At 53.5% G+C, this 12,553-nt stretch carries 13 protein-coding genes; 8 read left to right on the top strand and 5 right to left on the bottom strand.

The window, feature by feature from the left end; genetic code table 11:
* The first annotated feature begins 24 nt into the window (after nt 1-24).
* Nucleotides 25-345: an ArsR/SmtB family transcription factor gene (locus ELY38_RS06865; RefSeq protein ID WP_127060807.1), complete on the top strand. Its 321-nt coding sequence runs from the start codon at nt 25-27 to the stop codon at nt 343-345.
* Between the two features lie 22 nt (nt 346-367).
* Here the strand turns inward: ELY38_RS06865 and sohB are convergent, their stop codons facing one another.
* Nucleotides 368-1,411 carry a protease SohB gene (sohB, locus tag ELY38_RS06860; protein WP_127060805.1) on the bottom strand — a complete coding sequence of 348 codons (1,044 nt, stop codon included), beginning with the start codon at nt 1,409-1,411 and terminating at the stop codon, nt 368-370.
* Nucleotides 1,412-1,561: 150 nt separating this feature from the next.
* On the opposite strand from sohB, the gene ELY38_RS06855 reads away from it, so the two are divergent.
* The gene (locus ELY38_RS06855) at nt 1,562-1,870 is read left to right on the top strand and encodes an SCP2 sterol-binding domain-containing protein (protein ID WP_127060803.1); all 309 of its coding nucleotides are present in this window, start codon (nt 1,562-1,564) and stop codon (nt 1,868-1,870) included.
* 46 nt (nt 1,871-1,916) lie between these two features.
* Here ELY38_RS06855 and nudC read toward each other — a convergent pair whose 3' ends face one another.
* From nudC to ELY38_RS06835, 4 genes are read right to left on the bottom strand one after another with little or no spacing between them, the layout of a single operon-like run.
* Nucleotides 1,917-2,696 (bottom strand): NAD(+) diphosphatase, encoded by a 780-nt coding sequence (nudC, locus tag ELY38_RS06850; protein ID WP_127060801.1) that lies wholly within the window; start codon nt 2,694-2,696, stop codon nt 1,917-1,919.
* Nucleotides 2,689-3,426 (bottom strand): DNA polymerase III subunit epsilon, encoded by a 738-nt coding sequence (gene dnaQ, locus ELY38_RS06845; protein WP_127060799.1) that lies wholly within the window; start codon nt 3,424-3,426, stop codon nt 2,689-2,691. Before dnaQ ends, nudC begins: the two co-directional genes overlap by 8 nt.
* A complete protein-coding gene (gene rnhA / locus ELY38_RS06840) occupies nt 3,426-3,896 on the bottom strand; it encodes a ribonuclease HI (RefSeq protein WP_127060798.1) in 471 nt (156 codons plus the stop codon). The genes dnaQ and rnhA overlap by 1 nt, the downstream gene beginning before the upstream one ends.
* Nucleotides 3,897-3,901: 5 nt before the next feature.
* Complete coding sequence (locus ELY38_RS06835) at nt 3,902-4,699, bottom strand: methyltransferase domain-containing protein (RefSeq protein WP_127060796.1); 798 nt, start codon at nt 4,697-4,699, stop codon at nt 3,902-3,904.
* Between the two features lie 98 nt (nt 4,700-4,797).
* Here ELY38_RS06835 and gloB point away from each other — a divergent pair, with 98 nt between their 5' ends.
* Genes gloB through ELY38_RS06805 form a run of 6 tightly spaced genes read left to right on the top strand, consistent with a single transcriptional unit; the run spans nt 4,798 to nt 12,538 of the window.
* Entirely contained in the window at nt 4,798-5,565 is a 768-nt protein-coding gene (gene gloB / locus ELY38_RS06830; protein WP_127060794.1) for a hydroxyacylglutathione hydrolase, read from the top strand.
* A 30-nt stretch (nt 5,566-5,595) separates the two neighbouring features.
* Nucleotides 5,596-6,810, top strand: coding sequence for a transglycosylase SLT domain-containing protein (locus ELY38_RS06825; protein ID WP_127060793.1), 1,215 nt, complete (start codon nt 5,596-5,598; stop codon nt 6,808-6,810).
* 32 nt (nt 6,811-6,842) lie between these two features.
* Nucleotides 6,843-8,759, top strand: a complete 1,917-nt coding sequence (locus ELY38_RS06820) for an extracellular solute-binding protein (RefSeq protein ID WP_127060791.1) — start codon at nt 6,843-6,845, stop codon at nt 8,757-8,759.
* A 44-nt stretch (nt 8,760-8,803) separates the two neighbouring features.
* The gene (locus tag ELY38_RS06815; protein WP_127060790.1) at nt 8,804-9,877 is read left to right on the top strand and encodes a microcin C ABC transporter permease YejB; all 1,074 of its coding nucleotides are present in this window, start codon (nt 8,804-8,806) and stop codon (nt 9,875-9,877) included.
* Nucleotides 9,878-9,879: 2 nt separating this feature from the next.
* A complete protein-coding gene (locus tag ELY38_RS06810; protein WP_127060788.1) occupies nt 9,880-10,953 on the top strand; it encodes an ABC transporter permease in 1,074 nt (357 codons plus the stop codon).
* Nucleotides 10,946-12,538: an ABC transporter ATP-binding protein gene (locus ELY38_RS06805; RefSeq protein WP_127060786.1), complete on the top strand. Its 1,593-nt coding sequence runs from the start codon at nt 10,946-10,948 to the stop codon at nt 12,536-12,538. The genes ELY38_RS06810 and ELY38_RS06805 overlap by 8 nt, the downstream gene beginning before the upstream one ends.
* The last annotated feature ends 15 nt before the right edge of the window (nt 12,539-12,553 follow it).

Here is a 12,553-nt window from a genome sequence, read left to right as displayed (position 1 = left end):
TACAGTGTAGGCTAGGAGATTATCATGTCTGCGTCCTCAAACGCTGCTGCACGCCTGCTTGAGAATAACGGCCAAGCCCTGGAAGCCGGGACCAACCTCTTAAAAGCGCTGGCCAATGAAAAGCGCCTTCAAATACTGTGTTTGCTAGCCGAAAAGGAGCTGTCCGTTACACAAATCAATCAGCAGCTTGCGTTGAGCCAATCAGCACTCTCTCAACATTTGGCTATTTTAAGACGTGATGAGTTGGTCAACACGCGTCGCGAGTCACAAACCATCTACTACTCGCTAAACAGCGAAAGCGCCAAGGCGATTTTAAACACCTTGGCACACCACTTCACGGCATAAGCAGGCGATCAATAAACATGATTTAGCGCCGCTGCCAGCCCGAAGCGTCAAGCATGCCCAAGACTTTCAGCGTGGCATTTTCGATACCTGCTGAAACCGCCATCCCAAACCGACGGCTAATGGTTTTGGGTGGTTCAAGCTTAACGCTATACACATTGGCATCTGCCATACGCTCTACCAGATAGGCCTCGCTGGTACCCAAACTGTCGATCAACCGGTTGGTGAGCGCCTCACTGCCGTACCATATTTCCCCGGTAGCCAGCGTCTCGATATCCATCTCGGGGCGATGTTCGCTGACATAGTCCTTGAACAGATGATGGGTATTTTCCAAGTCTTCCAGGAACTTCGCCCGGCCTTCTTCGGTATTTTCTCCCAACATAGTGAGTGTGCGCTTGTATTTACCCGCAGTAAGCAACTCAACATCGATATCATGCCGCTTGAGCAGCCGGTGGACATTAGGAATCTGCGCCACCACCCCAATAGAGCCAATCACAGCAAACGGGGCGGCCTTAATATGTTGAGCTGTACAGGCCATCATGTAACCGCCGCTAGCCGCCACCTTATCGATGCATACCGTTGTGGTAAGCCCAGCTTTCTGAAGACGATCAAGCTGTGCAGAAGCAAGCCCGTAAGCATGTACCAGCCCCCCTGCTGATTCCAGGCGTACCACTACTTCATCGGCGGGTTCGGCGATATCGATAATTGCTGACACCTCCTGGCCAAAACGCTCGGTTTGGGAAGCCTTCAAGTCGCCCTGAAAGTCCAGTACCCACACTTTTGGTTTTAAAGAGGCCCCGTCTGAATGTTTGGCAGCCTTTTGACGTTTCTTATCTTCGTTGCGAAATGCTTTGACCAGCTTTTTTCGGGCGCCTGAATCAGTGGCGGCCAAGCGCAAGCGGCGCTTGCGAGAAAGGCGCTGCTCATGTAATGGCTCTATATGCAGCTTTAGATCACTGTCGTGCGCTCCTTTGCTGCGCAGGACAAGAAGTACTACAAGCCCCAATAGCACCATGATAATGGTGGTTTGCACCAGGAACGTTCCCATTTCAGCCATCCATTCACTCACGTACACTCTCCTATGGCGAGATTCACCACTTGCGTTTGATACCGTGTTACACCGCTTGATTAAAACAATTGTTTAAAATACTCTCACTCACCTTATCAGGTTAATACCCCTTATTTATATGCGCTTTCTATAGCCAATGGAGATCCAGTTATGTCAAATAATGCACTTGAAAAGCTGCAGGCTCGTTTTAACCCAGATGCCGCTAAAGGCATGGATGACGTATTCCAGTTTCACTTTTCCGATGCAGGCGACTATTACCTAGTAATCAATGACGGTACCCTTGATGTTCAGGAAGGTGAGCATGATGACCCCTCCGTTAGCCTGAGCATGAGCACCGACACGTTAAAGGGCATCATGAATGGTGAAATTAACGGTATGACGGCCTTTATGACCGGGAAGCTCAAGGCTACAGGCAATGTCATGCTGGCTACCAAGCTCACCAGCTTGTTTCCCAACTAATGTATCTTATTACCACTTCACCTTGTTGGTAACAGCTGGCGCTTTTTTAACGCCAGCGTGCCAAATGCGTTTCAATCAACTCGCGTGAAATAGAGTATGGCGGCGGCAGTGACGGCAGCTGCCGCGGTGAAAACCATGCCGCATCACTGATTTCCACCCCATCAATTCGAATGCGCTTGGTCGTGGCTTCAGCAAAAAATCCAAACATCAATGAGTGCGGAAACGGCCATGCCTGACTCTGGTGATAGCGTAGCTGATCGATATGCACGCCCACCTCTTCAAATACCTCACGATGCACGGCCTCTTCTGCAGATTCGCCAGGCTCGATAAAGCCCGCCAGCGTCGAGTAACGCCCAGGCGGAAAACGCGGACTACGCGCCAGGAGCATGGCTTCACCACTGGTCACCAGCGTAATGATACACGGAGAAATCCGCGGGTAGTTGCGATGTCCACAAGCGTGGCAGTGCATGGCAAACTCAGCCTCAAGCTTTGTAGCCGGCGCCCCACATCGACCACAAAAGCGATGGTTTTCAAGCCATGCACTTACCTGTAATGCGGTAGACAGCAGACTAAACCAATTGGCGGGAAGTTCCGTCATCCACTGGCGTCCATCGATCCACTCGTCGTTTGGTTCTTTCTCGACCAACAAAGCGACCGGTTCGTCATTCCAATAGCATAGTGGCTGCATATCCTCAGACCAGGGCTGGTTGGGCTGCAGCGGCGTTAACGGCTGGTCGTCGTTTAACGGTGCAGGCGCCAGCCAGCTGCGCGAGACAATAATGACCCGCCCCTCACGCACATGATGGGGAATTTCACGCCTAAGCATCGTGACTGTATTCCTCGAACCAGGTGAGTTTATGCGCCTGGCATTTCGCCTGATGAGCGGCGTGCTCTTCAGCGGTGGGCCGAATAACGCGCAGTTGGCCAGGTGTGAGAGTAAGTCGCTGCACCGCAAGCCCTTCATTGGAAGGGTTGGCCTGCTGCTCTTCGGAAGGCGCTTTCGCGTCCAACGTCAATGCTGTCTGACCACCCGTCATGGCCAAATAGACATCGGCCAGAATTTCCGAATCCAGTAAGGCACCGTGAAGTACACGGTGGCCGTTATCAATATCGTAGCGTTTGCACAACGCATCCAGACTGTTGCGCTGGCCGGGGTGTAGCTCACGCGCCATGGTCAGCGTATCAAGCACGCGGCAGTAATCGCGCACTGGCCCCAAGGGTGAACCGCCGCGTGCTCGATTAAGCAGGCCTAGCTCGTGATCAATGAAACCCACATCGAACGGCGCGTTATGGATAACCAGTTCAGCACCTTCGATAAAAGCCCAAAACTCATCGGCAATCTGGGCAAAGACCGGCTCGTTGGCGACTTTTTCGTTATCGATGCCGTGGATTTCCACGACTTCGGCATCAATATGCCGCTCAGGGTTGATATATTGGTGGTAGGTGCGACCGGTTAAACGGCGGTTGATCATTTCGACAGCGCCTATCTCCACGATGCGATGGCCATCTTTGGGATCAATACCAGTCGTTTCGGTATCCATTATGACTTGGCGCATCACGCTCTCCTCTTCTGGTGTTCATCAATGGCTTCATTGGCGAGCGCATCGGCACGCTCATTGCCGGGATGCCCGCTATGCCCTTTTACCCAGTGCCACTCCACCCGATGGCGGTGAGTCTCTTCGTGTAGCGCCTTCCAAAGCTCAGCATTTTTAACGGGCTGCTTGGCAGCCGTTTTCCAGCCGCGTTTTACCCAGTTGTGAATCCACTGGGTAATTCCCTGGCGCACATACTGGGAATCTGTCCATAAGGCTATCTCACAGGGCTTGTTGAGCGTGCGTAACGCCATGATCGCAGCCATTAGCTCCATACGGTTATTGGTAGTGTCAGCTTCATAACCCTTCAAGGTTTTCTCATGCTGGCCGCTCGAAAGAACAACTCCCCACCCGCCTGGGCCAGGGTTTCCACGACATGCGCCATCGGTGTAAACCGTCACCTGGGGCAGGCGCTCGGCATCTTGGTTACTCAATCTTTCTATCCTTTATCAACTGACGATGGCTTAACTTCCTGCTGAGCGTGCAACTGCGCAGGTTTGCCGCGCCGTGTCGCGCCTAGTGACGAGGAGGAAACCGGGCTTGGCAGCGAAAATCTGACGCGTTTTACATAGGCGTTCTGCTGGCGACGCTGCGCCTGAATCATGTAACTCTCACCGCATGGCAAGTTGTGCCGGCGGCCAAGTGCTTCCCAGCCCTCTTTATAGGAAGCTTTTATCAAGCCTCTGAAACAGCAATAGTCTACGCGCTCGACCTCAAAGTCGACAAACGCCAGCCAGTCGCGTAACCGGCTGGGCTTGTGCCACTGACCATTCCAGGGAAATTCCGAGCGGTGTTTGCGCCATTGCCGTGTAAGCCCTTTGGGGCCGAGGGGGTTGAAACCGAATAGCACCAGCATGCCGTTATCAGCGGTCACACGGGCGGCTTCTTGCAGGGTATGATGGGCATCGTTCAAATGCTCTAACCAGTGATGAATAATTACAACGTCCATGCAGTGGTCGGGTAATGCCAGTTGGTCTGGGGGGCACACTAATGTTGATGGATTGGTTTCCAGGCCCAACGTTGGCGCCCAGCGAATGGGATGAGGAATAGCAGACATGTTCATTAGCGCCGGGCCCATTCCTATCTCAAGGCTATGCCGTCCCGCTCGGCTATCAACCACCGGCCCTAAGCAGGCACGCTGCACCTCCCAAAGCGCACGTCCGGCGTCTGTTTTCCAGTAAGACTGGCTATTTAGCAAACGCATGGCAGCTGTAGTTGCCGTTGTCGAATTTGACATGAACAGCGCTTCCCTCCAAAGTAACGGCTTTTAACGTCCGATCTGCGTTTTTTCAACGTACTTAACAGCAGTTTTGTAACCCTAAAAGGATCTCGCCCATGATGAGCGTGACACCGATTCCCGCCCTTAGCGACAACTATATTTGGCTACTAAGACAAGATACCAGTCAAAGTGTTTGCGTGGTGGATCCCGGTGAAGCCGATCCGGTGATCGAGCTTTTAGAACGTGAATCACTGACGTTGAATACCATTTTAATCACCCATCACCATCAGGATCATACAGGGGGCCTGGCCAAGCTGATCAAGCGCTATGCACCTCGCGTGATTGGCCCGGCAAACCCGAGCATTGAAGGTATTGATCAAACCGTGGGTGACGGGGATGAAATACGCATCATGGGCCGGGTTTTTGAAGTTATGGCGACGCCTGGTCATACGCTGGACCATATCAGTTTTTATGCCCCTGGCATTCCAGGCCTGCTGTTTTGTGGAGACACCTTATTCTGCGCTGGCTGCGGCCGGCTATTCGAAGGCACGCCGGAGCAGATGCACGCCTCGTTGACAAGGTTTACGGAACTCTCTGGAGATACACTGGTCTTTGCTGCCCATGAGTACACACAAGCGAACCTTGTTTTTGCCCAAGCGGCTGACCCTGAGAATGACGACGTGAAATACGCCTTAAAGGAATGCGAAAAGGCCAGGGCTCTGAACCGCCCCACCTTACCCAGCACGATAGGACGCGAGCTGAGAATTAACCCTTACCTGCGTGTCGGCACACAAAGTGTACGTAAAGCAGCAGGTACCCAAGGCGCTAATGATAACGACCTCGCGACGTTCGCCACTCTGCGTGAGTGGAAGAACCGATTCTAAGTACGCTATCGAAACTAAACGAAATCCATTATGACCTATCGAACGATTCGCCAGCGCTTGGTACTAAGCGCTGGCAGCACGGTAATTATGGGCCTGTTAATGGCCGCGGCAGCAAACTCTCAGGCTTCGGCGCCCGCCTATGACCCCTCATACTCGGATGCCTCCTTAAGTAATAACAAGACGCCTTCTACACCTGTTTATCCTACGCCGTTTCAAGCGCATTTCTGGGAAGCGCTGGCGCTTGAACCCCAGGATGCCTGGACCACACTCCGCCATAGTTTCCAATGGCAGGATCTCAAGCTACCGCCAGAAGCGCAGGCTCGGGTGGATGAGTGGATCGAATACTACCGCGCCAGCCCTCATAACATTGCCACCATCACAGAGCGCGCAACTCCCTGGCTTGCCTGGATCAGCCAGCAGGTTAGCGAGCGCAACTTACCCGGCGAAATCGCTCTGATCCCGTTTGTAGAAAGCTCTTTTGATCCCAGCGCCCGCAGTCACCGCGGTGCAGCCGGACTTTGGCAATTCATGCCAGGCACCGGCGATGCACTGGGCCTGGTACGCAACGGTAGCTACGATGGGCGCCTTGATGTCATCACCTCTACCAATGCGGCACTGGATTATCTGGAGATGCAGGCAGATGAATGGTATGAAGGCGATATCATTCTGTCGTTGGCGGCTTACAATGCCGGCGCTGGAACGGTTAATCGCGCGCAGCGCAAGGCACTGAGCCAAGGCCTTGGGGGAGATTACTGGAATCTTTCATTACCCCATGAAACGATGCAGTACATCCCCAAGCTAAAAGCAATCGCCACGATTATCAATGATCCAGAACGTTTTAACGTATCATTGCCCGATATTCACGTAGAGCCTGCGTTTGCCAAGGTTCAACTTGAACAGCCGCTGAGCATCGCCCAAGCCTCTCAACTTCTGGATGTTAGCCAATCGGCGCTAGCCGAGCTAAACCCTGGACTGCTTAACGGCAGTATCGACCCACGCAGTGCACAAACGCTTCTAGTGCCGGAAGAAGTCGATACACAGGTATTAGCTCAGCTTTCGCAAACCACCTCAACCGACCTTGCTGCAACACAATCGTCGGCGATTCATCGCGTTGAACGTGGAGATAACCTGTCAGCGATTGCCAGTCGCTATAATGTTACCCAAAATGATTTAATACGTTGGAATGCACTCGACCGCCCTGAATCGTTACAGCCAGGCCAGCTCCTGACACTTTCAGGGCATTAAATTGAAGGCTCTGTTCATACGGGACGTACTCAATGCTGCGCGGTGTGCTTTTTGTAAAAACGTTTTTAATCGTTAGCTGTTTTCTGGTGAGCCTATTAGCGTCTGCCTCGGAAACGGGCGCTGATCTTTCCGACACTATAGGGAGCTCGAGTCTCACTCCCGCCGATACGCTACCCTCCAACAGCGCACCCATTGAAACCATGCACGGGTTGTCGCTTTATGACAGCCCTGAGCTTCCGGCTGATTTTGCTTACTTCCCGCATGTCAATCCTCAGGCGCCCAAAGGCGGCAGTATTACGCATACCGCCGTAGGCAGCAGCTTCGATTCGACCAACCCATTTATCATTCGTGGCACCCCGGCCACCGGTATTTCTCAGATTTACGATACGCTGATGGTAAGCAATCCGGGCGAGCCGTTCAGCGTGTATGGCCTTCTGGCGGAAGGAGTGCGTCTGGATCCTTCTCGCAAGTGGATCGAGTTCGATCTGCGCCCTGAAGCACGTTTTCAGGACGGCGAGCCGGTAACCGCTTATGACGTGGTTTTTTCCTTCAACCTGTTGCGCGATGAAGGCAACCCTTTCTACGCCAGTTACTATGCCGATGTCGAAAAAGCCGAAGCCTTGAATGAGCATCAGGTACGTTTTGAATTCAGCAGCACTGAGTCTCGCGAACTGCCACTAATCGTGACGCAGTTGCCGATACTTCCACGCCACTACTGGGAACCTCGTGACTTCACCACGCCGACCCTAGCTAAACACCCAGGTTCTGGGCCATACCGCATCAGTGAAGTGGACCCTGGGCGGCGTATCGTGTATCAGCGCGATGAGAACTACTGGGGCAAAGATCTCCCCGTCAATGTGGGACGCTACAATATTGATCGTGTGATTTACGACTATTACCACGACCGGGATATCGCCTGGGAAGCCTTCAAGGCAGGGCTGACAGATTTCAGGACAGACGCCCGCGCTGCCACCTGGGCGATTGGGTATGATTTCCCTGCCTATCGTAAAGGCTTGGTAAAACGCATTACAGTACCTGACGTTAGCCCTTCCTTGATGCAGGCGTTCGTCTTCAACCTGCGGAAAGAGAAGTTTCAAGACCCTCGCGTTCGCGAAGCGCTCAGCCTTACCTTTGATTTCCCGTGGCTCAATACCAATATTTTTTATAACGCCTACCAGCGCACCGAAAGCTATTTCCAGAATTCGGAAATGGAGGCCGTTGGCCTGCCTTCTGATGAAGAGCTTGCGCTACTGGAACCTTATCGCGAGGAGCTACTGGCATCTCATCGCTCTGAGCGCCTGTTTACCGACCCGCTGCCGATCAATCATCCTACAGATCTGCGGGAACGTCTGCGTAAAGCGCTCGATCTACTCTATGAAGCGGGCTATCAGGTTGTCGATGGTGTATTGACCCACTCCGAAACTGGCCAGTCGCTAAGCCTGGAAGTCATGCTTTACGATGCAGCTCTAGAACGCGTGGTTCAGCCCATGTTGCGTAATATGGCCCGCCTCGGGGTACAAACGTCCATGCGAATCGTGGATATTAATCAGTACCTTAATCGCCTGCGCAACTACGATTACGATATAGTGATCAGCCACTTCCCCCAATCGAACAATCCCGGTAACGAGCAACGTGACTACTGGAGTAGCGCGGCCGCCGAGGCACCACAAAGCCGTAATCGTATGGCACTGGCCAACCCGGCAGTAGACGCCTTGATAGAAAACATTGTCAGTGCTGATAGCCGTGACGCGCTTGATACCGCAACCCGCGCGCTGGATCGCGTGCTGCGCTGGGGATTTTACGCTATTCCTCATTACCATTCCGGGGAGACGCGTATTGCGGTGTGGGACAAGTTCGGCTATCAGGAGCCTTTCCCCGCCTATGGTATGGATTTGGATTCATGGTGGGTCGACACCGAGCGCGAAGCACAATTACAGCGCCGCGATTAATACCAATGGCTTTAGCGATATCTTAATCATTCGTGGAGTGCACTGTGGCACGCTATACCTTACGCCGACTGCTACTCATGATCCCGACACTGTTCGGCATCATGCTGCTTAACTTCATGATTGTTCAGGCGGCCCCTGGTGGGCCCATTGATCAGATGCTGGCCCGCTTTGAAGGCGCCAATGCTATGGCCAGCACGCGCCTGGATATGGGGGGCGCAGATATCCAGGTAAGTGACGATTCACGCGGGGCGCGGGGAATTGACCCACGTTTTATCGAACAGCTGGAACAGCAGTTTGGCTTCGATAAGCCCGCTCACGAGCGTTTCATCGGCATGATGGCGGATTATCTGACACTTGATTTCGGCACCAGCTTCTTCCGCGACCGCCCCGTTATTGAGCTGATGATCGAGCGCCTGCCGGTGTCTATTTCGTTAGGGTTATGGACTACGCTACTGGTCTACCTGATCTCGATTCCGCTGGGGATTCGTAAAGCCTTGCACCATGGCTCGCGTTTTGACGTATGGACCTCGGGCCTTGTCATTGTGGGCTATGCGATCCCCGGTTTCCTGTTTGCCATTTTGCTGATAGTGCTGTTTGCCGGGGGCACTTACCTGGATTGGTTTCCGTTGCGCGGGTTGACCTCTCCCGGTTTTGCTGACCTATCGATCTGGGGCAAGATAAAAGACTATTTCTGGCATATCACATTGCCCGTTACGGCGGCGGCCATTGGCAGCTTTGCCACATTAACCATGCTAACCAAAAATAGTTTCCTGGATGAGATTCATAAACAGTATGTGCTGACTGCCCGTGCCAAAGGGGCCGCCGAGCAGCGCATCCTTTACGGCCATGTTTTTCGCAACGCGATGCTGATTATTATTGCTGGCCTGCCCGCCGCGATGATCGGGATTTTCTTTACCGGCGCGTTGTTGATTGAGGTCATCTTCTCGCTCGACGGGTTGGGGCTTTTGGGTTTTGAAGCCGTTATGCAGCGTGACTACCCGGTCATCTTTGGCACGCTTTTTTTATACACCGTGATTGGTCTGCTGCTTAAGCTGGTATCTGACCTTACCTATGTGTGGGTAGACCCACGCATCGATTTTGCTTCAAGGGAGTCGTGAAGATGGGCTGGACAACATCACGACTTTCGCCGATTACCCTGCGCCGACTGGCGGCCTTCAAAGCCAACCGGCGGGCGCACATCTCGCTTTGGCTCTTTGGGGTACTGTTTATTCTCAGCCTGATGGCGGAGCTGATTGCCAATGACAAGCCTCTGATCATGCATTTTGAGGGCCAGTGGTATGTGCCGCTGTTGGTGGACTACCCGGAAACCGAGTTCGGCGGTTTCCTACCTACCCGTACCGACTACTTGGACCCGTTTATTCGCGAACAGATCAGCGATAAGGGTTGGGCGATATGGCCGCTGATTCCGTTTTCGTACCAGACACTGGATATGCAAATGACGCGCCCTTCTCCTGCGCCGCCCAGCAGCCGCCACTGGCTGGGTACCGATGACCAGGGACGCGATGTGCTAGCTCGGGTCATTTACGGTTTTCGGCTTTCGGTTGCTTTCGCTTTAGTACTCACGGCAGGCTCACTGGTAATGGGGGTACTGGCAGGTGGTGTACAGGGCTATTTTGGTGGCAAGGTAGACTTGGTGGGCCAGCGAGTTACCGAGATCTGGTCGGGTCTGCCGGTGCTGTTTTTGCTGATCATACTGGCAAGCTTCGTACAGCCGGGATTCTGGTGGCTTTTAGGCATTATGCTACTGTTTTCATGGTTAGGCCTTGTCGATATCGTGCGCGCCGAATTTCTTCGTGCCCGTAACCTTGAATATGTGCGTGCGGCCAAGGCCATGGGGCTACCTTCACGGCTTATCATGTGGCGCCACGTGCTGCCCAATGCCATGGTGGCCACGCTTACGTTTATTCCATTTCTGTTTACCGGCGCGATTGGCACGCTTACCGCACTGGACTTCCTGGGCTTTGGTCTGCCGCCAGGCTCGCCCTCCCTGGGAGAGCTGGCCGCCCAAGGTAAGAACAACCTTCACGCCCCATGGCTGGGTATCACCGCTTTTATGACACTGGCTATCATGCTTTCGCTGCTGGTCTTTATAGGTGAGGGTCTGCGCGACGCATTTGATCCACGCCACGTCAAAGCAAGCGCCAAGCCCACGCAGGAAACAAAGCATGCCTAAACCGCTACTTCGATTAAATAATCTTACCATCGCCTTTGATGGTAACACGGTAGTAGACGGCCTATCCTTTACCCTGAATGCAGGCGAGACGCTAGCGATTGTGGGTGAGTCAGGCTCGGGTAAATCTGTCTCGGCACTGGGGGCTGTCAACCTATTGCCCAGCAATGCCAAGATACGCGGCGAACGCTGGCTGGAGGAGACCGACCTCAGCCAACTCTCCAGCCGAGAATGGAATGGTGTACGGGGCAACCGGGTTGGGTTCGTGTTTCAGGAGCCCATGACCTCGCTCAACCCCCTGCATCGTATTGGCAAACAAATTGGCGAAACGCTGCGCTTGCACCAAGGGCTTGATGGTCAGGAGGCCCGTGCACGCGCTAAACAACTTCTGGAGCAGGTTAAGCTGCCGCGTACCGATGAGCTGCTTGACGCTTGGCCCCATCAGCTTTCAGGTGGCCAGCGCCAACGTGTGATGATTGCCATGGCTATTGCCAACAACCCGGCACTGCTGATTGCCGATGAGCCCACGACCGCCCTGGATGTTACAGTACAGAAGGATATTCTGGCGCTTTTAAAAGAGCTGCGTGATCAACACGGCATGGGGATGCTGTTTATCAGTCATGACCTTAACCTGGTGCGCCGATATGCCGAGCACGTATGCGTCATGTATCAAGGCAAGGTACAGGAAATCGGCCCGGTAGAAACAATCTTCAGCCGTCCTCAAAGTGATTATACCAAAGCGCTTTTAGCGGCTGAGCCGGAGGGCAGGCCTGCACTATTAAACGCCACCGCCCCACTTCTGACCGCGCGTCAGCTGAAAGTAAGTTTTGCGCGTCCCAAAGCAGGCTTGTTCAAGCGCCAGCCACCTGCCTTTGAAGCCGTCAAGGCAACTGATCTGACCATTGCTTCAGGCGAAACGTTAGGTATCGTTGGCGAATCCGGCTCTGGTAAAACCACTCTCGCCTCGGCCATTATGCGCCTGGTGCAAAGCAAGGGTGAGATTACCCTTGGCGATGCGTCGTTGAGCACGCTTTCAGGAAATGCATTAAGGCGTCAGCGCCACCGGTTCCAGATGGTCTTTCAGGACCCTTATGGAGCGCTGTCACCCCGCATGCCGGTTTTCGATATTGTCAGCGAAGGTTTGCGCTTTCATTACCCCAAACTCTCAAGAAGCGAAGTCACCGAGCGCGTGCATCAAACCCTGCGTGAAGTGGGTTTGCCAGAAAGCTGTGCTGCGCGTTACCCCCATGAATTTTCCGGCGGCCAGCGCCAGCGGATCGCGGTAGCCAGGGCGATTATTCTCGAACCTGAGCTATTGGTGTTGGATGAACCCACCTCGGCATTGGATCGTACGGTCCAAAAACAGCTAATTACATTGTTGCGCCAACTGCAGCAGCGCCGCCAATTAAGCTATCTATTTATAAGTCATGACTTGGCCGTTGTGCGTGCAATGGCGCACCGCATCATGGTGCTCAAGGATGGTGAAGTGGTAGAACAAGGCCCCTGCCTTGAGGTGCTAGACTCTCCACAGCATCCCTATACGCAGGCATTGATTGCCGCTGCCCATTTGCGTCATTTTTCTAGTTAACAAGAAATTTGAAAA

The organism is Vreelandella nanhaiensis (genome assembly GCF_003990185.1).
GTDB lineage: Bacteria > Pseudomonadota > Gammaproteobacteria > Pseudomonadales > Halomonadaceae > Vreelandella > Vreelandella nanhaiensis.
Note: the sequence above shows the minus strand (reverse complement) of the source record. Positions and strands in the feature narration are given on the sequence as shown.